Source organism: Sinorhizobium psoraleae (genome assembly GCF_013283645.1).
GTDB classification, from domain to species: Bacteria; Pseudomonadota; Alphaproteobacteria; order Rhizobiales; family Rhizobiaceae; genus Sinorhizobium; species Sinorhizobium psoraleae.
In genome coordinates, this window is sequence record NZ_JABEKV010000003.1 from 634,600 (window position 1) to 657,271 (window position 22,672).

The window sequence follows — 22,672 nt, forward strand, 5'->3', positions numbered from 1 at the left end:
CTTCAGGACCTGCCTCCTTCATGACTTGCCGGCGCGCTGCTGGATGAACACCGCGAGCACGATCAGGGCCGCTTTGACGATCAGCGCGGCGGCGTCCGGCACGCCGTTGGCAAGCAGGGTGTAGCGCACCAGCTGGATCACCAGGGCGCCGACCACCGTACCGATGACATTCGCTCGGCCGCCGGTCAGCAGAGTGCCACCGACCGCAACCGCGGCGATCGCGTCGAGTTCCATGCCGAGGCCGACGAGGTTCGCGTCACTCGCGGAATTGCGTGCGACGACGATCAGCCCGGCCACCCCGGCAAGCGCGCCGCTGATCATGTAGACGATGAGCTTGACGCGCGGGACGGGCATGCCGGTCAGGCGGGCTGCCTTCTCGTTGCCGCCGACCGCGATGATCTGCCGCCCGAAAACCGTATAGCGGATCGCGGCCCAGGCGATCGCCGCGATCGCCGCCATCAGGATCACTTGCGCAGGAATGCCGGCGACGCGTCCCATCGCGATGAACTGGAAGCCTTCGTTCCTGAAAACCTGCAGGTTGCCGTTGGTCATCACCTGGGCGATGCCGCGGCCGGCGATAAAGAGCACGAGGGTCGCGATGATCGGCTGGATTGCGAAGCGGGTCACCAGGAAACCGTTGAAGAGACCAAGCAGCCCCGCGACGACGACCGGCAGAACCAGCGCGAGCGCCACGGCGACCGGCATGTTCGATATCGGAAAGAGCGTTCCCATGAAAATCATCGGCGCGAGCGCGCCGGCGATTGCCATCAGGGAGCCGACGGAAAGGTCGATGCCGCCGGTGGCGATCACCAATGTCATGCCGGTGGCGACGATCACGATGGTCGCAACCTGGGTGAGATTGACGTTGAGCGTCTGCAGCGACAGGAAGTTCGGAGTGAAAACGACGTTGAAAAGGATTAGCGCCAGGAAGGCGGCGAATGTGCCGTAACGTCCGGCGAGGGTGAAGAAACGTTTGCCGGAAGGAACCGTGTCTGCGGCAGCCTGTGTCTCGATTGTCGTCATGCTATTCCACCTGGTGCGCCATGGCGGCAAAGAGCGCTGCCTCGCTTAGGTCCTTGCGCGGCAGTACGGCGACCGATGTCCCGTCGCTGAGAACGGTGACCTGGTCGGCCGCGGCCAGCAGTTCCTCGAGTTCGGAGGAAATCATCAGCACGCCGAGGCCTTCGTCGGCGAGCCGGCGCAAGAGGCGGAGGATTTCCGATTTCGCGCCGATGTCGATGCCGCGGGTCGGTTCGTCGACGATCAGCAGCTTCGGGTCGGTGCAGAGCCATCGGCCAAGCAGGACCTTCTGCTGGTTGCCTCCAGAGAGCTCCTTGATCGGCTGGTCCGGCGAGGCGCACTTGATCCCGAGCGCAGTGATGTAGCGTTCTACGATTTCATCCTGGCGCGCACGATCGATGATGCCGGCACGGCTCAGCTTCGGCAAAAGCGCGAGCGTCATGTTTTCGCGGATGCTCATGTCGGGGATGATGCCGTCGACCTTCCGATCCTCGGCGACGAACCCGATGCCGTCGGCGATGGCGTCCGCGGGCTGGCGATAGGAGCGCGTTTGGCCGTTGTAGCGGATTTCGCCGCGTTCCAGGCGGTCGGCGCCGAAGATCAGATTGGCGGTTTCGGTGCGGCCGGAGCCGAGCAGGCCGGCAAGCCCCGAGATCTCGCCTTCGCGAACCGAAAGACTGACGTCCCGGACACGGACGCCGGAACCTGCATTCTGCACCGACAGCCGCACCGGCCTCCGGGTGCCTTCGTCTGCATCCTTGGCGATCGCTTCGAAGGCTGCAAGTTCTTTTCCCAGCATATGCCGCACCAGTGCCAGCTTGGGCATGTCCGCCATCGCGCTCGTGGCGACGGTCTTGCCGTCCCGCATGATCGTGACCCGGTCGCAAATCCGGTAGAGCTCGTCGAGGCGATGGCCGATGAAGATGACCGAGACGCCGCCCCGTTTCAGCGTTCGGATCGTATCAAAGAGAATGGCCACTTCGCGTTCATCGAGAGACGAGGTCGGCTCGTCCATGATCACCAGCCGCGCCCTTTGTGTGACGGCGCGCGCGATGGCCACCATTTGCCGGGTGGCTGCGCTGAAGCGCGCGACGGGTGCGTCGACATCGATCTCCAGATTGAAGTTCCGCAGCACCGCAGCGGCACCCTCGCGCATCGCGCGGCGATCGATCAAGCCGAAGCGCCGCGGCTCGCGCGACAGATAGATATTCTCTGCAACGGATCGCTGCGGGGCGAGATTGATCTCCTGGTAAATCGTCGCGATGCCCCGGGCCTGGCTTTCCGCTGGCATGGAGAAGGCGACCTCATCTCCGGCAAAGACGATCGTCCCCTCATCGCGCCGGTAGGCGCCGGTGAGAATCTTGATCAGTGTCGACTTGCCTGCGCCGTTCTGCCCGACAAGCGCCATCACCTCGGCTTCGCCCACCTCAAGAGAGGCCGAGCGCAGCGCGGGAATGCCGTTGAACGACCTGGAAATGCCCTGCATGGACAGAAGCATAAGTCCCTCCGGATGCCGATCTGTCTTCTGCCGCGGACCGCCGATGATTGCGCCTGGGCATCGCTGATTGTACCACGCCTAGAGCGCCGCGCGCCCGAATAGACTCGCAAAGGTCGCTGCAGCAGCTCGCCACCGGCCGGAGCGGCGTTGCCGCGCCGGCCTGGGAAGGCGGATGTCAGTAAGCGTTGGCGAGTTCGGCAGCCGCGTTGGACGAGTCGTAGAACTTGTCCTCGTTTATGACCCAGGGATCGATCTTCTCACCCTTGGCATAGCGCAGCATCGTCTCGAAGGCCTTGGGCCCGAAGCGCGGATTGCACTCGACGACCGCAGCGATCTTCCCATCGATGACAGCCTGAACCGCTTCCTTGCCGCCGTCGATCGACAAGACCAGCACGTCCTTGCCCGGGACCTTGCCCGCCGCTTCGATTGCCGCGATCGCACCTATCGCCATTTCGTCGTTGTGCGCATAGACGATGTCGGCATCCGGATGTGCCTGCAGCAGGGCTTCGGCGACCTGCCTGCCCTTGTCGCGTGCGAAATCGCCCGTCTGCGAGGCAACGATCTCGAAGCCGCCTGCCGCCTTGATCGCTTCATCGAAGCCTTTCTTGCGGTCATTGGCAGGCGACGAGCCGGTCGTGCCTTCAAGCTCGATGATCTTCGACTTGCCGTTGGCATTCTTCACCAGCCACTCGGCGACGCGCTTGCCTTCCTCGATGAAATCCGAGCCGATGAAGGTGACGTAATCCTCGCCGGCCTTGGCAAGCGACGGGTCGACGCTGCGGTCGAGAAGAATGACGGGAATGCCAGCCTTCTTGGCGGCCATGACCGCCGGGATCAACGGCTTTTCTTCGCGCGGCGCCAGGAAGATCAGGTCGACGCCCTGGGCGATCATCGAGTTGACGTCGGCGACCTGCTTGGCGGCGGATCCGGCGGCATCGGTGTAGACGAGCTGATGGCCGAGCTTCTCAGCCTCGGCTTTCATGCTGTTGGTCTGGGCGATGCGCCAGGGATTGTTGGACTCCGTTTGTGCGAAGCCGACCTTGTAGGTTTCCTTCTGTGCGAGTTTGGGCAGCTCAGCGAAGGCGACCGTGCCGGCGACGGCGATTGCGCCAACCGCCGTGGCGGCAAGCATGAAGGCGCGACGTGAGATCCTGTTCATCGTGTTCTCTCCTCCCGGTTTGCCGGTACTCCTCTACCGGATGCGAGCACTTTGTGCTTCACATGGGCAAACCTTGCGCTAATAATATTAGCAGTCAAGGCTAAAGTTATTAGCACTTGCAAAAATCAATGCGGCGCTGCAGCGCCGACAGGGGGCCGAAATGGCGAAGGGCAACGGACGCAACGCGTCGCCGAAAGAAACGAGCGGCGGGCGGCCGACGATGACGGACGTGGCGCGCATCGCTGGCGTGTCGCAATCGAGCGTGTCCCTCGTGCTCAACGAAATGTCCGGTGCCCGCATCTCGGCAGAAACGAGGACCCGCGTGCGCGAAGCCGCGCAGAAGATCGGCTACCGGCTGCCGAACACACGTCAGGACTTCGCTCGGGCACCGGCGATCGAGAAGGACACGATCGCCTTCATTGTCGACGAGATATCGACCAGCCCGCATCCGGTCGTCAGCCTCGACGGCATTCGCGACTACGCCTTCGAGCAGGGGCTGCTCGTCTCCGCCCATGCGACCCGCTCCAATCCCGACCTTGAAAGCGCGGTGCTGCGCGCCGTCTTGCGAGATCCGGCAATCGCCGGCGTCATCTACGCGACCATCTTCACTCGCCGGGTGAGCGTCCCGCGCGAGCTGGCGGATATTCCGACAGTGCTGTTGAATTGTTATGCCGAGCCGCGCCAGCATATGGCGATCGTGCCGGGAGAGGTCGCCGGCGGCTTCGCCGCAACCGCGCATCTGACCTCCCTCGGACATCGACGCATCGGCTTTATCAACGGTGAACCATGGATGGACGCGGCGATCGACCGCCTCAAAGGCTACAAGCAGGCGCTCGCCACCGCCGACATCGCCTTCGACGAGTCATTGGTGCGCGACGGCGACTGGCTGCCATTGCGCGGCTACGAGGCAGGCCTCGACCTGCTTGCGATGGATAATCCGCCAACCGCGATCTTCTGCGGCAACGACCTGATGGCGATCGGGGTGCTCGAAGCAGCCTCGGAGCGCGGGCTGCGCGTGCCGGAGGACCTGTCGGTGATGGGCTATGACGATCAGGAACTCGCGCGCTACACCCATCCGCCGCTTTCGACACTGGTGCTGCCGAACTACGAGATGGGCCAGAAGGCGGCTGAGATCCTGATCGACATGGCGATCCACGGTAAGAGGCCGCGTCCTATGACGATCAAGGTCGACGGGCCGTTGGTCCAGCGGGGAACGACCGCGACGATCTCCGGCGTGGCTGCGCTGCGTCGGTCACGATGATGGCTGTCGGTGGCCGTTCCTCAATTGACTACAGTGAGCGCTGGTGCTTTTCCGCGCGGGCATCCCCGCATGCCGTCAACCGATCAACTGGGAGCCGAGGAAGATGAGGCAGCCAGCCAGGGCGCCCACGATCGTACCGTTCATGCGGATGTACTGGAGATCGCTGCCGACGACGAGTTCCAGGCGCTCGACGAGCGTTGGGCTGTCCCAGCTTCTGACCACCTCTGCCACGAACGTGCCAATCTCGTGACGCCAGGAAACCAGATAGACGGCAAGTTCCTCCAGAAACGCATCGATATGTCTCAGCATCGCCTTGTCGTTCGCAAGGGTCCTGCCGATGAGCATGCAGATTTTCTCAACGGCTGCGCGTGCTTTTGAGTTTGGCTGCGACAGATCCTCAAGCGTCACCCGTGAGGTCTCGCGCCACACCGCCGCAACCCATGCCTGAACATCCGGATGCTCGAGGATACGATTCTTGGAAGCGTTGATTTGCTTGCGCTGCTCCGAGGAGTTGAGGAGCTCATCGATCAACCCGGCGAGTGCCTGGCGAAATTTCAGCCGGACCTCGCTCTCCGGCTCCCGCAAATCGTTGAGGAGATCGGCACAACCGGTGATGATTGCGTCGGCAATTTTTCGGTTTATGGTCCGCGGTATCCACCAGCGACTGCGTTGTTGAACGAGGGAATAGATCTGGTCGCGGTTCTCTTCCAACCATCGGGCGGCAACACCAAGGGTGCGCTCGAACAGGACATCCGCCTCGCCGCTTTCGGTAATCATGTGAATCGCGCGTCCTATCACCGGCGCGATGTCGGCTTGCCGAATTTGCTTGCCCAGGGTTCGGCGGACGAACTCGCGCAGATCGTGGCTGTCCAGTGAGCGAACGAGATAGGGCATCGCGGCGACGACAGCATTGGCGATGACCGGTGCAGTCGCCGGGGCCGAGAGCCAGGTCGCGAAACGCTGCGCGGCGTGAGCGTTGCGCAACTTCTTTATCAGCACCTCCTGGGTAAAGAAGTGACGTTCGATGAAACGGCCCAGGGTCTGTCCGATGCGATCCTTGCTCTTAGGCACAATAGCCGTGTGCGGAATGGGGAGGCCCAGCGGGTGCCGAAAGAGCGCGGTCACTGCGAACCAATCGGCAAGACCGCCCACGATTCCGGCCTCGCTCGTCGCCCGCAGCAGTCCGATCGAGAAGCCGGGATCGGCGATGAAGTGTGTTCCAATGAAGACGGCGCCCATGCCGATGAGAAGGGATGTCGCCAGGGCGCGATTGCGTTTCAGCCGACGTCGCAGGGCATCTTCGGCACGGAGCGGCGGAATAGTGCCGGGAGAGGAGGATGGGGTTGGGGTGTCAAGTGATCGAATACGATCAGGGGCCATGGCTCAACCTCTTTTGCATCGACGCGTCTTTTGGGTCGTCGCGGGGAAAATCTTTCAACGCTCGACAACCGCCCAATCAACAAGCATGGCAAGAGCTGCTATGATGCATGTTGTTCGGGCGGGCGCTGCCGCCCGGCCAAGCGTGAGTATCCGACGATACTCCGATCCGTCCGTCTTGGTCACCCTACAGCGCCGCGCGTCCTTTCAGACGCGCAAAGGTCGCTCCTGCGGAGCCCTATGCTGGCTTCGACTCTGGCCGGGATCGGTGTCCTGCAACTCCTGAGGACGCGTTCTTGGATCCGCCTCGGCTTTGGTCTTCTATGCGTTGGTGATCCAGTATCTGGCCAATGCGGCCGACACCGACCGCCCACACCAACTAATACTGTTCGAGTCGATCAGGCATGACAGGCGAGTTCGGCGCGCTTCATGCCTGATCGTCGCCGAGGAACGCAGCGACGCCGCGGCAACGTCGGTGTCGCTGATCAGGCGGACCGTCGATACCGCCGATGAATAATCTTGTGGAACATCCGATACTAGGGCACAATTTGTGGGTGCGGCGCTATCCAAGATCCGGCCGTCTCGCGCCGGGCGACAGTTCGCGTCGGAGGGTCGGCGTCGATGGACCAGGGGTTCTTTCTTCTGTTCGCTGCGGTGTCCGTGATCACGGCACTGACTGTGGTTCTCGCGCGCAATCCGGTCCACAGCGCGTTGGCACTGATGACCTGTTTCCTGCAAATCTCGGCGCTCTTCGTCCTGCTCGGGGCGCCGTTGCTCGCCGTCATCCAGATTTTCGTCTATGTCGGCGCGATCATGGTCCTGTTCCTGTTCGTGATCATGATGATCGACGTGCGCGAAGCGGTGCTGCAGAGGTTTTTGCCGGGCGGAAACCTGCCGGCTCTAGTGCTGCTCGTCCTGCTCGGGATAGAAATGCTCGTGCTGGTGCTCTGGAGCGACCGCTTTTCGGCCACCGAGCCCGTTGCCGCGCGGGGCGGCGATCAGATCAGAGAACTCAGCACGACACTCTTCGCCGACTATCTCCTGCCGTTTGAAGTCGCCTCCATCATCCTTCTGGCGGCGCTCGTCGGCGCCATCATGCTGGCGCGGAAGGAGTCGGGGTGATGGTTCCGCTCTGGTGGTATGTTTTGCTCGGAGTGGTCCTGTTCGTGATCGGAGCGGCCGGCGTGCTGGTCAGGCGTAATATCCTGATCGTGCTGATGTCGCTGGAGCTGCTGCTCAACTCGGTCAATATCAATTTCATCGCTTTCGGGCGCTACTACGCCGATTTCCGTGGGCAGATATTTGCGATCTTCGTCATCGCAACCACTGCAGCGGAGGTTGCCGTCGCCCTCGGCATCCTGGTCGCCCTCGTGAGGAACAAATCCACCCTCAAGGTCGACGACGTGACCGTGATGAAAGGATAGCGGCTTGGACCCGGTGATATCAATCCGGCCGCTGGCTGCCGTCACCGTCGCAGGTCTGGCGGCCCTTGCAGTTCTCCTTTTGAACAAGCGCGAAAAACTCCGGGATCTGGTCTCGCCACTGGCCGCGATCGTCATGTTCGCAATTGTCGCCTCGATGGCGCCGACGGTGCTCGCAGGCGGAACGGTCGATTTGCGCCTGTTCGAGATTCTGCCGGGGATCGACTTCGCCTTCCGGGTCGATGCGCTCGGCATGGTGTTTGCCACCGTCTCGTCGCTGCTGTGGATCGTGGCGGCGATCTATTCGATCGGCTACATGCGGCACCTGAACGAGCACGCGCAGACCCGATTTTTCGCCTGTTTCGCCACGAGCCTCGCGGCGGCCGTCGGCGGCGCTTTCTCCGCCAATCTGTTCACGCTGGTGATCTTCTACGAGGTCTTAAGCCTCGTGACCTACCCGCTCGTCTACCATCACGAGGACGAAGAGGGGTGGAAGGGCAGCCGCAAATACCTCGTCTACCTGATGGGCGCATCGAAAAGCGCGCTGCTTGCCGCGCTGGCGCTGACTTACCATGTCGCGGGTTCACTCGACTTCGTGGCGGGGGGGCTGCTGGCGGGGGCCGATGCGTCGGGCCCGCTGCTGACGGTCGTCTATTTCTGCTATCTGTTCGGTTTCGCCAAGGCCGCTGTGATGCCGATGCACGCCTGGCTGCCTGCCGCGATGGTGGCGCCGACACCGGTTAGCGCGCTCCTGCATGCGGTCGCCGTGGTCAAGATGGGCGTGTTCTGCGTGCTGCGGGTGGTGTTCCATGTCTTCGGCGTGGGGCTCGTTGGCGGGTTGGGACTGGGCATCGCCACGGCCTATCTGGTCTCGTTCACCATCCTGATGGCGTCCGTCTACGCGCTGACGCGGGACGACCTGAAGGCGCGGCTCGCCTATTCGACGGTGAGCCAGCTCTCCTACGTGGTGCTGGGCGCGGTGCTCCTCTCGCCCGTCGCGATGGTCGGCGGAATCATCCACATCGCGGCGCACGCGTTTTCCAAGATCACTCTCTTTTTTTGCGCCGGGTCGATCTATTGCGCGTCCGGCAAGCGAAACATCAGCGACATGGCCGGTATCGGCCGGAGGCTGCCCTGGACCATGGGGGCGTTCTTCGTCGCCTCGCTCAGCATGATAGGCGTGCCGCCGACCGCAGGCTTCGTCAGTAAGTGGTATCTGACGCTGGGCTCGGTCGAGGCGGGGGAGGTGGCGTTCCTGATCGTGCTGCTGGCGAGTTCGGTCCTGAACGCCGCCTATTTCCTACCGGTCAGCTACGTCGCCTTTTTCGGGGCGGAGGCGCCGGAGAGCCCGGCGACGGTCCGCGAAATTCCGTTGGTGACGGTCCCTCTGGTTGCGACGGCCGTCCTGTCGGTGTTGATGGGCATCTTCCCCGGCTATTTCCTTGCTTTGGCGGAAGGAGTGGTCGGATGATCGAGCGCATCGTCGGTTTCTTTGGCGACGAGACCCATGCGACACGGCGGCGCCGGCTGTTCTATCTGGTGCTCGTCCTGATCGTCGTCGCCGACTTTCTCGTCCCCCGCGAACATGCGGAATACCTGTGGGAGGGCCTGCCTGGCTGGTCGGCCGTCTACGGCTTCGGCTCCTGCGTGCTGCTGATTTTCGTTTCCAAGTTCCTCGGCCATCAGGGCGGCCTCATGCGGCGCGAGGACTATTATGATTGACTTTGTCCATCCCGCCCTGCTGTTCATTCTTGGCGCCGTGCCGATCCCCTTCCTGAAGGGGACGCTCCGCAAGGCCTATCTGGTGCTGATCCCGGTGCTAGCTATCCTTGCAGTGCTCACTGTCCAGCCCGGCAGCTATGGCGCGGCGCAGTTCATCGGGCAGGAAATCCTCGTTGCGAAGATCGACAGGCTGACGATCGTCTTTGCCACCGTTTTCACCATCATGGCGCTGATCGGCATGGTCTATGCGCTGCACCTGACGCGCCCCGGCCAGCACGTGGCGGCGTTCGTCTATGTCGGCAGTGCGCTCGGCGTGGTGTTTGCCGGCGACTACCTGACCCTTTACCTGTTCTGGGAGGGCATGGCGTTTGCCTCTGCCTATCTGGTTTTCGCCCAGGGAGGCGAGCGCGCGACCCGCGCCGCGTTCCGCTACCTCATGGTCCATATCACCGGCGGAGTCGCCCTGCTGGGCGGCATCGTTCTCCACGGGCTCGCCACCGGCTCGCTACTCTTCGGTCCAATAGAAGGAGGCCCAATCGGGGGAGGAATGGGCGCTGGCGCCTATCTGATTCTTGCCGGGTTCCTGCTCAATGCAGCCGTGCCGCCGCTCAACGCCTGGCTCACCGACGCCTATCCGGAGGCGACCGTCACCGGGGCGGTGTTCATGAGCGCCTTCACCACCAAGACCGCCGTCTATGTGCTGGCGCGAGCGTTTCCCGGCACCGAACTGCTGGTCTGGCTCGGCACCGCGATGGCGCTATACGGCGTCGTCTACGCGGTGCTCGAAAACGACAGCCGGCGGCTTCTCGCCTATCACATCGTCAGCCAGGTGGGCTACATGGTGGCGGGCGTCGGCATCGGGACCGAAATGGCGGTGAACGGTGCCACCAGTCATGCTTTCGCGCATATCCTCTACAAGGGGCTCCTGTTCATGGGGGCCGGCGCGGTGATCCACGTCACCGGGCGGCGCAAGCTCACCGAGCTCGGCGGGCTCTACAGAAGCATGCCGCTGACGGTGGCGCTGTACATGGTCGGCGCCTTTGCCATCTCGGCATTTCCGTTCTTCTCGGGCTTCGTCACCAAGTCGATGGTGGTGGCCGCTGCCGGGCAGGATCACCGCGCGCTGGTGTTGCTGGCGTTGACGATGGCGTCGTCCGGGACGTTCCTGCACACGGGGCTCAAGCTCCCATACTACATGTTCTTCGGCACGGACCGGAAGCTGGAGGCGCGGGAGCCGCCCGGCAACATGCTGGTTGCGATGGGCATGGCGGCGGCGCTCTGTATTGCAATCGGGGTTTTCCCTCAGCCGCTTTACGCGCTTCTTCCCTACCCGGTCGACTTCGAACCCTATACCGGCGTTCATATCACCGAGAGCCTCGGCGTGCTGATGTTCACCGCACTGGGTTTCGTGCTGTTCCTCAGGGCGCTCGATCCGGAGAACACGATCAGCATCGATACCGACTGGTTCTACCGCAAGGGCGCGCGAACCTTCATGTGGCTCGCCGAAAAACCGCTGGCCCGCTACGAGAAGGCGGTCAGCAACGTGTCCGAGACCGCGGCGCTGCCCTTCCTGCATGGGACCGCGCGGGCGGGGCTGCGGGTCGATCTCAACGCCGTGGATGCCGTGGTGAATGGCGTCGCCCGCGCGATCCTCAATGGCGGCGGGACGTTGCGGCGCCTCCAGACCGGCGTCGTGACCCATTACGCGCTGGCGATGATCGCCGGTGTGATCGCGGCTACGGCCATATTCGCCGTTGCGTGGCAATAGGGGGTGCGATGACGGTCCCACTGCTCAGCCTCATCGTCTTCATGCCGGCCGCCGGGGCGGCGCTCCTGATGTTTCTGCGCAACGACGATGCGGTCCGGTGGACGGCGCTCGGTTTCACCGTTCTCGATTTCGCTCTCTCGATCGTGATGCTTGCCGGCTTCGACACCACGACGCATGAGATGCAGTTCACCGAGAGGCGCCCGTGGGTGCCCGCCCTCGGCATCACCTATGCGCTCGGCGTCGACGGGATCAGCGCGCTTTTCGTGTTCCTGACCGCGCTGTTGGGCTGGATCTGCGTGCTTGCCTCATGGGTAGCGATCGACCGCAAGGTGAAGGAGTTCATGATCAGTCTGCTCGCCATGCAGGCGCTGGTGCTGGGGGTATTCTGCGCGCTCGATCTTTTCCTGTTCTATGTCTTCTGGGAGGCGATGCTGATCCCGATGTACCTGATCATCGGTGTCTGGGGCGGCGACGGTCGGGTCTATGCGGCGTTCAAGTTCTTCCTTTACACGCTGGCGGGTAGCCTCCTGTTCCTGGTCGGCGTCATTGTTCTCTATTTCCAGGGCGGCGAGACCTTCGACATCCTCGCTCTGACAGCGCAGGATCTGCCGTTCCAGGTTCAGTCCTGGCTGTTCTTCGCCTTCCTCATCGCTTTTGCGGTCAAGGTACCCATGGTTCCGGTCCATACCTGGCTGCCGGACGCCCATGTGCAGGCGCCGACGGCGGGCAGCATCATTCTTGCCGGCGTGCTCCTGAAGATGGGCGCCTACGGGTTCCTGCGGTTCTCGCTGCCGATGCTACCGGAGGCGTCGGTGTATTATTCGACGCTGATGCTGGCGCTTTCGGCGCTGGCGATCGTTTATGGCGGGTTTCTCGCGCTGGCGCAGGACGACCTGAAGAAACTGGTGGCCTATTCGAGCATCAGCCACATGGGCTTCGTCACCATGGGCATCTTTGCGCTGAACCTCCGCGGGCTCGAAGGCGGCATCCTGCAGATGTTCAATCACGGCGTGACGACCGGCGCCCTTTTCCTGTTCGTCGGCCTGATCTACGAACGGACCCATACCCGCAGCATCGCCGACTATGGCGGGCTGATGAAGGTGGCGCCGGTCTATACCGCGTTCCTCGCGCTGTTCACGCTGTCGTCGATGGCGTTACCGGGAACGAATTCGTTCGTGGGCGAGTTGCTCGTGCTGTCGGGCGGGTTTGCGGCAAACTTCGCCGTCGGCGCTGCCGCCGTCCTGGGCGCATTGCTGGGCGCGGCCTACCTGCTTGGCATGTACAGGAAGGTCGCGCTTGGTCCGGTCAGCGCCCGCGCCCAGTTCAAGATACACGACGTAAACGGTCGCGAGATCACTGCGATCCTGCCGCTGGCCGTCTTCGTGCTTTGGGTCGGGCTCTATCCAAAGCCATTTCTCGACGTCATGGACGCCTCGGTGAAACATCTGCTGACGCAGGTGCATGACAGGGAGAGCGGCCAATGACCGCCGCTGAGCTTTTCCAGTCGGTTCTGGCAAGCCTGCCCGAGATCGTCGTGGTCACCGGGGCCTGCATCCTGCTGATCGTGGGACAGCTTGTGCCGAAGGGGCAGGAACATTTCCTTGTCTGGGCTTCCGTGGCGGTGGTGCTGATTGCCGCCTTGCTGACACTCATGCTGGCGGGCGAAGTGCGGCCAGCCTACACGGGCATGTTCATCGCCGACCGCTTCGCGGTCTTCTTCAAGTTCGTGTTCTACCTTGCGACCGTCCTCACATTCCTGCTTTCGCGAAAATATGCCGACATAGAAGGGATCGGGAGCAGCGAATATTATGTCCTGCTGCTCTTCGCACTTTCGGGCATGATGATCCTGGCCTCGGCGACCGATCTCCTGTCGATCTATGTGGGCCTCGAACTGATGGTACTGTGCACCTATGTGCTGACCGGCTTTCTGCGGGGAGAGCGGCGGTCCAACGAAGCGGCGCTGAAATACGTCATCCTTGGCGCGGCCTCGACCGGGATCTTTCTTTACGGCGTTTCGCTGGTCTATGGCCTTACCGGCACCACACAATTGGACGCGATGGCCGCGGCGGTGAGCGGCAATCCCCTCGATCCGGGACTGTTGCTGGCGGTGGTCTTCATCGTTGCCGGGCTGGTCTTCAAGGTCGGCGCGGTGCCGTTCCATATGTGGGTGCCAGACGTCTATGAAGGCGCGCCGACGACGATCACCGCCTTCATGTCGGTCGGCCCCAAGGCGGCGGGCTTTGCGGTGATCCTGCGCGTGTTCCTCAACCCTCTGGTCGCAGCCTCGGACGTTTGGATCATCGTCGCGGTGATTGCGGTGGTGACAATGGCGCTCGGCAGTTTCGTGGCGCTGGTGCAGGATAATTTCAAGCGCGTCCTCGCCTATTCGAGCATCGCCCATGCCGGCTTCGCCATCCTCGGCGTGGTGGCCGGCGGTCAGGACGGCATCGCCAGCGTGATGTTCTATCTTCTGATCTACGCTTTCATGAACCTCGGCATCTTCGGCACCGTCATCATGATGCGGAACGGCGATTTCTCGGGCGAGGTCATCGAAGATTACGCGGGTTTCGCCAAGTCGTATCCCGGTCTGGCATTTCTGATGCTGCTCTTTCTGTTCTCGCTGGCCGGTATTCCGCCGACGGCCGGATTCTTTGCCAAGTTCTACGTGCTGGTAGCACTTGTCGAGCAAGGTTTTGTCATGCTGGCGGTGATTGCCGTGCTGCTGAGTGCCGTCGCCGCCTACTTTTACATCCGCATTGTCATGGTGATCTACATGCGCGAGCCGGAGAGAACGTTCGAACCGGCGTTGACGCCCCTGGTCCGCGCCACGCTCGCCTTCACCGCCGCCGGCACCATCGGCATCGGCCTGTTTCCGGCGTGGTTTCTGGGGCTTGCTCAGCGCTCGGTCTTCGGCGGCTAATCGATTGGATTTGCAATGATCCGCCCGGCGGAATAGACTGACTGGTCAAGAAAGGATTGCCCAAGTCGGCTTTCCGGGCGACCGCATCACCGGTCCCGAACTGGATCGGTCTCGGCGCGAGCAAAGCCCTACTGCATGTATCCTTAAACCCTAGCCGGTTTAAGAGTAAAAACATGCAGCATTCAAAGTGCTACAGCGTCCTTTGCGCGTCCGAGAAGACGCGCGGCGCCGCAGGTGGGTGACGGGGACGGAATTATGACCCCAATGGAATTCCTGCCGGTTCTTTTCATGGTCGCCGGAATTGTTCTGGTGGCGCTGGCGACGCTTTTTGTCTCTTCGCTGCTGCGCCCGTCCAATCCCTATCCCGCGAAGAACATGCCCTATGAATGCGGCATGGACCCGGCTGGCGAGGCCGCCAGCGGCCGCCTGAGGGTGCAGTTCTTCATTCTTGCGATCCTGCTGGTGGTCTTCGATGTCGAGGCGATGTTCCTCTTTCCCTGGGCTGTCGTCCTGAAAGAGATCGGGCTGGTAGGCTATGTCGAGATGTTCGTCTTCATGTTGCTGCTTATCGTGGGCTTCGCCTACGCCTGGCTGAAAGGGGCGCTGGAATGGGAGGCGTAAACAACGCGATCCGCGACAGCGTTCTGTTCACCACGGCCGACAGCATCATCAACTGGGGCCGAAGATCGGCGCTGTGGCCGGAGACCTTCGGAATTGCCTGCTGCGCCATCGAGATGATCTCCGCGGGGTGCGCCCGCTACGATCTCGACCGGTTCGGCGTGGTGTTCCGGCCGTCGCCGCGTCAATCGGATGTGATGATCATCGCCGGCACCATAACGCGGAAGTTCGCGCCAGTGGTGCGCCGGCTCTACGACCAGATGCCGGAGCCGCGCTGGGTCATCGCCATGGGCACCTGCGCCATCTCGGGTGGGGTCTACAACACTTATGCCGTGGTACAGGGCGCGGAAACCTTCGTGCCGGTGGACGTGCATGTGCCCGGCTGTCCGCCGCGGCCCGAGGCGCTTATGCACGGCTTCCTTCTGCTTCAGGAGAAGATCAAGAAGTCCAGGGCGCTCGCCGGGACGCCGCTGGAGAGGATCGCCCTGCCATGAGCGCGGAGACGTCTCTCATCCGCACCTTGATCACGGAACGTTTCGGAGGGGCAATCGAAGAGCTCGGCTTCTCGCACGGGGTTCACGCTTTTGCCTCTCCGCCCGACAAGCTCGTCGAGCTTTGTCGTTTCCTGAAGGAACACCCGGCACTGCGGTTCGATTTCCTGTCCGACATCTGCGGGGTCGATCACCACCCCGAGGCACCGCGATATGAGGCGGTTTACCACCTCTATTCGCTGCCGAACAAATGGCGCGTTCGGATCAAGTGCCGCCTCGGCGATCCGCCGCGGGTACCCTCGGTGACGGGGGTCTGGCGCACCGCCAACTGGCATGAGCGCGAGGCCTGGGACATGTACGGGATCAGGTTCGAAGGCCATCCCGACCTGCGCCGGATCTACATGTGGGAAGGGTTCGAGGGCTTCCCGCAGCGCAAGGATTTTCCGCTCCGGGGCTACAAGGACGAGCTGAACCCGTTCGGCGCCGAAGGCGCACCGCCGACCCAGCCAGACCTTGCCACCAAGGACATCCCTTAGAGCGGGATGAGGAAAAGTGTGTGCGGTTTTCCGCCCGCATCCCGCATCAACTGATTTAACGGAGGCCGCTCGACACCGGGAAATGTGAGATGACCGAAGTCACTGAGCTCATGAGGCCGCAAGGCGAGGCACTCGACACCAAGGAGGTGCTTCTCAATCTCGGCCCGCAACATCCCAGCACGCATGGGGTGCTGCGGCTCGTCCTCGAGCTGGACGGCGAGTATGTCTCCCGCGTCGACCCGCATATCGGTTATCTGCACCGCGGCACCGAGAAACTGGCCGAGAGCTTCACCTACACCCAGATATTCCCGCTCACCGACAGGCTCGACTATGTCTGCCCGCCCTCGAACAACCTGGCCTTCGCGCTGGCAGTCGAGAAGCTCCTGGGCATCGAAGCGCCGATCCGCGCGCAGTATATACGCGTGCTCATGGCGGAACTGGCGCGGATCTCCGGCCATCTGCTGATCACCGGCGCGCTGCCGATGGATCTCGGCGCCATGACCGCGCTGCTTTATGCCATGCGCGAGCGCGAAATGATCATGGACCTGTTGGAGATGGTCAGCGGGGCGCGGATGCATACCTCCTTCTGCCGGGTCGGCGGTGTGCGCGAGGATCTTCCGGACGGCTTCTTCCCGAAGATCAGAGAGTTCTGCGACATCTTCCCGAACCGGATCCGCGACTACGAACGGCTGCTCGAGAACAACCGCGTGTTCCTGAAGCGCACCGAGGGGATCGGGGTGATCTCCGCCGAGGACGGCATTGACCTTGGCCTGAGCGGCCCGAACCTGCGCGCCTCGGGCGTAGACTGGGATATCCGGCGCGACGAGCCCTACGAAATCTACGATCGGCTCGACTTCAAGGTCATTACCCGGAACGAGGGCGATTGTTACGCGCGCTGGCAATGCCGGGTCGAGGAGATGCGCGAAAGCGTCCGGATCATCGAGCAATGTCTCGACCAGATGCCCGAAGGGCCATTCCAAATCGACATGCCGACCATCGCCTTCCCGGTGGACAAGGAGCGGGTGCATTGCTCGATGGAGGCGCTGATCCAGCATTTCGACCTGTCGGCCTATGGCTTCAATGTGCCGAAGGGCGAGGTCTATTCGGCGATCGAGGCGCCAAAGGGCGAACTCGGCTTCTACATCATCAGCGACGGGTCGCCGAAACCGTTCCGCATGAAGGTGCGGGCACCCTCGTTCGTCAACCTTCAGGCACTCTTCGGGGTCACCAACGCCCACTATCTGGCGGACATGATCGCCGTGCTCGGCAGCCTCGATCCTGTCATGGCGGAGGTGGACAAGTAGCAGGAGATTTAAACGCGATGACCATGCGCGAAGAGATCGAACAGGCGGCGGCGCGGTATCCCGACCAGCGCTCGGCGATCATGCCCGCGCTCCTGATCGCGCAGAAGGAACATGGCCATCTGCCCGGCCCGGTGCTGGAAGAGGTCGCCGACATCCTCGGCGTCGAGCGGATCTGGGTCTACGAACTGGCGACCTTCTACACCCTCTTCCATACCGAGCCGGTGGGCATGTTCCATCTGCAGCTCTGCGACAATGTCTCCTGCATGCTGTGCGGCTGCGAGAACCTGCTGAGGCATCTAGAGGATGTCCTCGGGATCAAGAAGGGCGGCACGACCACGGACGGGCTGTTCACGCTTTCGACCGTCGAATGCCTCGGCGCTTGCGAGATGGCCCCGGTGATGCAGGTCGGCGACGACTATCACGGCGACCTCGACATTGCCCGGGTCGACGCGCTTTTGGACAGGCTGCGCGCGACGGTGCGGCAAGCGACTGGCGCCGATCTCGCCGCCGCAGGGTTGCCGGGAGAATAGCGCCATGTTCGAGCCGGTACTTCTCAAGAATATCGACATGCCGGACGGTCATTTGCTGTCGACCTATGAGGCTGGCGGCGGCTACCAGGCGCTGGCGAAGGCGCTCAACGAGTACACGCCCGACGAGGTCGTGGAGCTCGTCAAGCAGTCCAACCTGCGCGGTCGCGGCGGTGCCGGATTTCCGACCGGCATGAAATGGAGTTTCGTGCCGAAAGGGGCCGACAAGCCGAAGTACCTGTGCTGCAACGCGGACGAAGGAGAGCCCGGCACCTTCAAGGACCGGATCATAATGGAGCGCGATCCGCACCAGCTCATCGAGGGGCTGGCGGTCAGCGCCTACGCGATCGGCGCCGAAACCGCCTATGTCTACATCCGCGGGGAATATGTGACCGCGATCCGTCGCCTGGAGCAGGCGATCGCCGAGGCTCATGAAAGGGGCTATCTGGGATCGAGTATTCTGGGATCGGATTTCAATTTCGCCGTGCACATTCACTGCGGCGCCGGCGCATATATCTGCGGCGAGGAGACGGCGATGCTCGAGTCGCTGGAGGGCAAACGGGCGCAGCCGCGATTGAAACCGCCGTTCCCGGCCGTGGCCGGGCTCTACGCCAGCCCCACGGTCATCAACAATGTCGAGACGCTCGCTTGCGTGCCGCATATCGTAATGCACGGGCCGGAATGGTTCCGGGACATCGGTCCGAACAAGAGCCCCGGTCCGAAGCTCTATTGCGTGAGCGGGCAGGTGCGCAAACCCGGTCTCTACGAATTGCCGATGGGCATACCGCTGCGCGAGCTCGTCGAGAACCACGCCGGCGGTCCGCTGCCGGGACGCAGGATCAAGGCGGTGATTCCGGGCGGCGTCTCGGCACCGGTCATCCCGGAGTCCGGGCTGGAAGTGGGGATGGATTTCGACTCGCTGGCCGCCGCCGGATCGATGCTCGGCTCGGCCGGCGTGATCGTGGTCGACGACTCCACCTGCATGGTCAAGGTCGCCACCCGGATCATCGAGTTCTTCCACCACGAGTCCTGCGGCAAGTGCACGCCGTGCCGGGAGGGATTGAACTGGGTCGTGAAAGTCCTGCGCCGGATTGAGGCGGGCGAGGGCGAGCCGGGCGATCTGGAGCAACTGGAGATGCTCTGCAAGGGCATTTTCGGCAACACGTTCTGTGCCTTGGGCGACGGCGCGGCAATGGGCTTGCGGGCCGCCCTTAAGCATTTCCGCGACGAATTCGTCACCCATATCGAGGAGCGGAGGTGCCCGTTCCACTGAAGGATGGGGCTGGGAGGAAATATGGTTAGCATCACGATCGACGGACAAACGCTGGAAGTGGAGGCTGGCTCCACGGTGCTGCAGGCTGCCGAACGCTTGGGCATCGACATCCCGACCTTCTGCTATTGGAAACGGCTGCCGGCGCTGGCCTCGTGCCGGATGTGCCTGGTGGAGATCGAGGGGCTGCGGCGATTGCAACCGTCCTGCGCCACCGTGATCACCGACGGAATGGTGGTGCGGACGAACACGCCTCAGATCGACGAAACGCGTTCTTCCATGCTCGACATGCTGCTCGCCAATCATCCGCTCGACTGCCCGATCTGCGACAAGGGCGGCGAGTGCGAGCTTCAGGACATGGTGATGGCATACGGGCCGCGCAAAAGCGAGTTCCACGATCCCAAGCGTGTGTTCCACTCGAAGGACATCCGTCTGAGCCCGGTCATCATCATGAACGTCAACCGCTGCATCCAGTGCCAGCGCTGTGTGCGGATGTGCGAGGAAGTCGTCGGCGCGGTCGCCCTGGGCACCGTCGAAAAAGGGATGGATACCGCCGTCACCGGCTTCGAGGGCAGCCTCGCGAGCTGCGACCAGTGCGGCAACTGCGTCGAGGTCTGCCCGGTCGGCGCGCTGATGAGCTTCCCCTATCGCTACAAGGCGCGGCCTTGGGATCTGGCCGAGACCGACACGGTCTGCCCGCATTGCGGCACCGGGTGCCAGCTGACCGTCGGCGCGCGCAAGGGCGAGTTCATGCGAGTCCGCTCGGACTGGGAGCACGGGGTCAATCGCGAAACGCTCTGCGCGCGCGGGCGCTTCGGCCTCGACTTCATTGAGAGCCGGGATCGGATCAAGCGGCCGATGATCCGCCGCGATGGCGCCCTCGTTCCGGTTTCCTGGGACGAAGCGGGGGATTATCTGCGCCGGCGACTGTCGGCCGTCGAGGACAAGGCTGCCGGCGGGCTGGCCTCGCCACGCCTTCCGAACGAGGCGCTCTACCAGTTCCAGAAGCTGATGCGGACGGTGTTCCGCACGAACAACATCGACTGTTCGACGCGCTGGTCCACGCCTTTCGATGCGGTCGGGCCATTGGTTGCCGGTTTCCATACCCGCGCACCGCTGGACGAGGTCATCGGCAGCGACTGCGTGCTCGTCGTCGGCGGCAACGTGACCGAGGAGAATCCGGTCACGGAATACCTGCTGCGCGACGCCGCGCGGCGGCGGCAAACCGGCTTGCTCATGCTCTCGGCGCGGCCATCCCGTCTGGATGCCGATGCCCGGGAGGTGGTTCGCGTCTCTCCGGGCGGAGAAGCGGCGAGCCTTGCGGCCGTGGTCGCCGCGCTCGTGTCAACGGCTGGTCAGAGCTTGCCGGCGAACGTTCTTGCGGACATTGGTGCGGCAATCGGCGGTCCGGCGGCGATCACCGGCCATGACGGACCGGATCGTCTGGCGACGGCGCTTAAGGAAGGCCGCAGCGTCACCGTGCTTGTCAGCGTCGATCTCCTGAGATCACCCGAAGCGCGTGCGACACTGCAACAGCTCAACAATCTGCTCCAGGTTCTTCGCCTGCTCGGCAAGGACGTGGCGATGCAGTTCCTCTTCGACCGTGCCAATCAGATGGGTGCCTGGGACATGGGAGTCCTGCCGGCGGCTCTGCCGGGACTGCGGGCGGTCTCCGATGACGCGGCGCGCACAGCGCTCGCCCGGAGTTGGGGCGCCGAAATCCCGTCCGAACCTGGCGCGGATCTCGACGCCATGCTGGAGCTCTGCGTCGGCGGCCGGATGGGCGCGCTCTACATCGCCGGAACCGACCCCCTGATCAGCTATCCCGACAGGGATTTCGTGACACGGGCGCTTGGCGCCGCCGATCTCCTGATCGTGCAGGACAGCTTTCTCACGGAAACGGCGGGTCTGGCCGACGTCGTACTGCCCGCGGCGGGTTACGGCGAGGAATCCGGCACGTTTACCAACAACGAGGGCCGGACGCAGAAGATCAGCAAATTCCGCGAGCCCGCCTTCGACGCGCGGGGCAACCTGGCGGTCTTCGACTTCGTCGCGGCGCTCCGCAATCAAGCGCTGCGACCGTCGACGCAGGGTGAGGTTTTCGACGAGATCGCCCAGCTCGTTCCGGCCTATCAGGGGTTGACGCAGGATGGGCTTGGCGCAGACGGCGCCTTCACAAAAGCGGCCCCGACGCCGCCGGCTCATGAGTTCTTCGCAGCACCGCCCGCCTCGGAAGCAACCAACCAGCTCATGCTGGTCACCGGCAACGGCCTGTTTCACAATGGATATCTTTCCGAACGCTCGGAGATCCTGAATACGATCGCAGACGATCCCTATGTCGAGATGAGCGCTCAGGATGCCGCTGAGCTTGGCCTTTCCGATCAGGATCAGGTGCTCGTGCGGTCCGCTCATGGCGAACTGACGGCGAAGCTCAAGGTCAACCGGCGCTTTCCGAGGGGCCTCGTGTTTGTTCCCGAAAACTACAGGGATTTGCGCCTCAACAGCTTGATGCGGCGGGGAGAATATCCATGTCCGGTGGAGGTTCACGAAGCAAGGGCATCTTCGGGATCATCCCTCCCACCCGACGCGGCGCGCGCTGAAGATGTCGACCAAGGCATGGCCGGTGGCTTGCCCTGACCCTGCATCGCACACCGAGCGCATCCTCTCTTGAATCGGGAGCGCGACCCTTGTGCGTCTCAACAGGCGCGCGGCGCTGCAGTCTTGTCAGTGATAGTTGACCCCGCAAATGTAATCGTGCAGCTCCTGCTCCGTGCGCAATGCTTCATCGAGCCTGTGCTTGACCACGTCGCCGATGCTGACCACGCCGACAACGACGTCGCCATCCGTGACCAGCACATGGCGCGTACGCCGCTGGGTCATGATCGCCATCGCAAAGGGCAGCAGGTCCTGTGTCGAACAGGTCGCCACGCTGCGGTTCATTATGTCGCCGACCCGCATCATCGTTGCCTCGGGCCCGTATTCCGCCACGGCATTGCAGCAATCGCGTTCGGAAAGCGTGCCCATGTATTCCCCGGGTAAGGGACTGACGACCACAAAGCCTATATTGTTGTCGCGAAATAGCCGCAGAACTTCCACCATCGTCTGATCGGGACCGACCGCGATGACTCCGACCCCCTTGTTCTTCACGATTTCGCCGACAAACATCTGAGCCTCCTATCCGAGCGCCCGGTTTGACAGCTGGCAGGCGTTCACGTTCGCCGGATATTCCGCCACCAGTTGTAACCCTGTGGCTCGTTTGCCTCCACCAGCACATCCTTCTTCGTGTTCAGGCGCGCAACGACCACGCCGCCGCCGGTCGCAGCCTTGCCTGGTTTGGTGAGCAGGTCGTCGCGCCCGATCACCAAATCTCTCGAGGAAAAACTTGAGAATTCATATTGTTGGCCAAGCGCGATTGCATCCGCCGGGCAGGCGTCCTCGCATAGCCCGCAGAACAGGCAGCGGGCCGTGTCGATTTCGAACTTGGCCGGGCGCCGGTTGCCCTTCTCGTCCTCGTAGGGGACGACTTCGATGCAGTAGCAGGGGCAGATCCGCGCGCAGAGCTCGCAGGCCACGCACTTGATCTCGCCCTCTTCGTCGCGCTTCAGGAAGTGATGCCCGCGATAACGCGAATAGGGCAGCCATTTCTCCTTGTCCGGATACTGCATGGTCACGGATCTGGAGAACATATAGCCGAAAGTCAGCGCCAGGCCGTTCGCTAGGTCAGCAAAAAACGCCCAACCGATCCATGTTCCAATTGTGTTCCGTGCGCGCGACATCGCC

Annotated in this window: 22 protein-coding genes; 16 read left to right on the forward strand and 6 right to left on the reverse strand. The window is 62.8% G+C overall.

The annotated features are described in order from the left end of the window. Window positions 1-18 precede the first annotated feature (18 nt). From ILFOPFJJ_RS18740 to ILFOPFJJ_RS18750, 3 genes are all read right to left on the reverse strand, one after another. Window positions 19-1,023: an ABC transporter permease gene (locus tag ILFOPFJJ_RS18740; protein ID WP_173512058.1), complete on the reverse strand. Its 1,005-nt coding sequence runs from the start codon at window positions 1,021-1,023 to the stop codon at window positions 19-21. A gap of 1 nt (window position 1,024) precedes the next feature. Continuing rightward, the gene (locus tag ILFOPFJJ_RS18745) at window positions 1,025-2,518 is read right to left on the reverse strand and encodes a sugar ABC transporter ATP-binding protein (protein WP_173512059.1); all 1,494 of its coding nucleotides are present in this window, start codon (window positions 2,516-2,518) and stop codon (window positions 1,025-1,027) included. A 175-nt stretch (window positions 2,519-2,693) separates the two neighbouring features. Further along, entirely contained in the window at window positions 2,694-3,677 is a 984-nt protein-coding gene (locus tag ILFOPFJJ_RS18750) for an ABC transporter substrate-binding protein (protein WP_173512060.1), read from the reverse strand. A gap of 160 nt (window positions 3,678-3,837) precedes the next feature. On the opposite strand from ILFOPFJJ_RS18750, the gene ILFOPFJJ_RS18755 reads away from it, so the two are divergent. Further along, on the forward strand, window positions 3,838-4,938 hold the full coding sequence (locus ILFOPFJJ_RS18755; RefSeq protein WP_173512061.1) for a LacI family DNA-binding transcriptional regulator: 1,101 nt from the start codon (window positions 3,838-3,840) through the stop codon (window positions 4,936-4,938). Between the two features lie 75 nt (window positions 4,939-5,013). On the opposite strand, the gene ILFOPFJJ_RS18760 is transcribed toward ILFOPFJJ_RS18755, so the two are convergent. Further along, window positions 5,014-6,090 carry a DUF445 domain-containing protein gene (locus ILFOPFJJ_RS18760; RefSeq protein ID WP_173512062.1) on the reverse strand — a complete coding sequence of 359 codons (1,077 nt, stop codon included), beginning with the start codon at window positions 6,088-6,090 and terminating at the stop codon, window positions 5,014-5,016. Between the two features lie 538 nt (window positions 6,091-6,628). On the opposite strand from ILFOPFJJ_RS18760, the gene ILFOPFJJ_RS18765 reads away from it, so the two are divergent. The 15 genes from ILFOPFJJ_RS18765 (at window position 6,629) to nuoG (ending at window position 21,529) form a co-directional block, all read left to right on the forward strand. Next, a complete protein-coding gene (locus ILFOPFJJ_RS18765; protein WP_173512063.1) occupies window positions 6,629-6,832 on the forward strand; it encodes a hypothetical protein in 204 nt (67 codons plus the stop codon). A 104-nt stretch (window positions 6,833-6,936) separates the two neighbouring features. Beyond that, on the forward strand, window positions 6,937-7,437 hold the full coding sequence (locus ILFOPFJJ_RS18770) for an NADH-quinone oxidoreductase subunit J family protein (protein ID WP_173512064.1): 501 nt from the start codon (window positions 6,937-6,939) through the stop codon (window positions 7,435-7,437). Continuing rightward, complete coding sequence (gene nuoK / locus ILFOPFJJ_RS18775; protein WP_173512065.1) at window positions 7,437-7,739, forward strand: NADH-quinone oxidoreductase subunit NuoK; 303 nt, start codon at window positions 7,437-7,439, stop codon at window positions 7,737-7,739. The genes ILFOPFJJ_RS18770 and nuoK overlap by 1 nt, the downstream gene beginning before the upstream one ends. 4 nt (window positions 7,740-7,743) lie before the next feature. After that, entirely contained in the window at window positions 7,744-9,207 is a 1,464-nt protein-coding gene (locus ILFOPFJJ_RS18780) for a monovalent cation/H+ antiporter subunit D family protein (RefSeq protein ID WP_173512066.1), read from the forward strand. Then, window positions 9,204-9,458, forward strand: a complete 255-nt coding sequence (locus tag ILFOPFJJ_RS18785) for a hypothetical protein (RefSeq protein ID WP_173512067.1) — start codon at window positions 9,204-9,206, stop codon at window positions 9,456-9,458. Before ILFOPFJJ_RS18780 ends, ILFOPFJJ_RS18785 begins: the two co-directional genes overlap by 4 nt. Then, the gene (locus ILFOPFJJ_RS18790; RefSeq protein WP_173512068.1) at window positions 9,451-11,226 is read left to right on the forward strand and encodes a Na(+)/H(+) antiporter subunit D; all 1,776 of its coding nucleotides are present in this window, start codon (window positions 9,451-9,453) and stop codon (window positions 11,224-11,226) included. Before ILFOPFJJ_RS18785 ends, ILFOPFJJ_RS18790 begins: the two co-directional genes overlap by 8 nt. 8 nt (window positions 11,227-11,234) lie before the next feature. After that, a complete protein-coding gene (locus ILFOPFJJ_RS18795; RefSeq protein ID WP_173512069.1) occupies window positions 11,235-12,710 on the forward strand; it encodes an NADH-quinone oxidoreductase subunit M in 1,476 nt (491 codons plus the stop codon). Next, window positions 12,707-14,146 (forward strand): NADH-quinone oxidoreductase subunit N, encoded by a 1,440-nt coding sequence (locus ILFOPFJJ_RS18800; protein WP_173512070.1) that lies wholly within the window; start codon window positions 12,707-12,709, stop codon window positions 14,144-14,146. Before ILFOPFJJ_RS18795 ends, ILFOPFJJ_RS18800 begins: the two co-directional genes overlap by 4 nt. A 255-nt stretch (window positions 14,147-14,401) precedes the next feature. Continuing rightward, a complete protein-coding gene (locus tag ILFOPFJJ_RS18805) occupies window positions 14,402-14,767 on the forward strand; it encodes an NADH-quinone oxidoreductase subunit A (RefSeq protein ID WP_173512071.1) in 366 nt (121 codons plus the stop codon). Then, window positions 14,755-15,258: an NADH-quinone oxidoreductase subunit NuoB gene (gene nuoB / locus ILFOPFJJ_RS18810; protein ID WP_173512072.1), complete on the forward strand. Its 504-nt coding sequence runs from the start codon at window positions 14,755-14,757 to the stop codon at window positions 15,256-15,258. Before ILFOPFJJ_RS18805 ends, nuoB begins: the two co-directional genes overlap by 13 nt. Beyond that, window positions 15,255-15,791: an NADH-quinone oxidoreductase subunit C gene (locus tag ILFOPFJJ_RS18815; protein WP_173512073.1), complete on the forward strand. Its 537-nt coding sequence runs from the start codon at window positions 15,255-15,257 to the stop codon at window positions 15,789-15,791. The genes nuoB and ILFOPFJJ_RS18815 overlap by 4 nt, the downstream gene beginning before the upstream one ends. An 89-nt stretch (window positions 15,792-15,880) precedes the next feature. Further along, window positions 15,881-17,095: an NADH dehydrogenase (quinone) subunit D gene (nuoD, locus tag ILFOPFJJ_RS18820; RefSeq protein ID WP_173512074.1), complete on the forward strand. Its 1,215-nt coding sequence runs from the start codon at window positions 15,881-15,883 to the stop codon at window positions 17,093-17,095. Window positions 17,096-17,112: 17 nt separating this feature from the next. Next, complete coding sequence (gene nuoE / locus ILFOPFJJ_RS18825; protein WP_173512075.1) at window positions 17,113-17,625, forward strand: NADH-quinone oxidoreductase subunit NuoE; 513 nt, start codon at window positions 17,113-17,115, stop codon at window positions 17,623-17,625. A gap of 4 nt (window positions 17,626-17,629) precedes the next feature. Next, window positions 17,630-18,895: an NADH-quinone oxidoreductase subunit NuoF gene (gene nuoF, locus ILFOPFJJ_RS18830; protein ID WP_173512076.1), complete on the forward strand. Its 1,266-nt coding sequence runs from the start codon at window positions 17,630-17,632 to the stop codon at window positions 18,893-18,895. Window positions 18,896-18,916: 21 nt separating this feature from the next. After that, entirely contained in the window at window positions 18,917-21,529 is a 2,613-nt protein-coding gene (gene nuoG, locus ILFOPFJJ_RS18835; RefSeq protein ID WP_173512077.1) for an NADH-quinone oxidoreductase subunit NuoG, read from the forward strand. Between the two features lie 87 nt (window positions 21,530-21,616). Here nuoG and ILFOPFJJ_RS18840 read toward each other — a convergent pair whose 3' ends face one another. Together ILFOPFJJ_RS18840 and ILFOPFJJ_RS18845 are read right to left on the reverse strand one after the other, a co-directional pair. Continuing rightward, window positions 21,617-22,057: a CBS domain-containing protein gene (locus ILFOPFJJ_RS18840; RefSeq protein ID WP_173512078.1), complete on the reverse strand. Its 441-nt coding sequence runs from the start codon at window positions 22,055-22,057 to the stop codon at window positions 21,617-21,619. 44 nt (window positions 22,058-22,101) lie between these two features. Continuing rightward, the gene (locus tag ILFOPFJJ_RS18845) at window positions 22,102-22,668 is read right to left on the reverse strand and encodes an NADH-quinone oxidoreductase subunit I (RefSeq protein WP_173512079.1); all 567 of its coding nucleotides are present in this window, start codon (window positions 22,666-22,668) and stop codon (window positions 22,102-22,104) included. Window positions 22,669-22,672 lie beyond the last annotated feature (4 nt).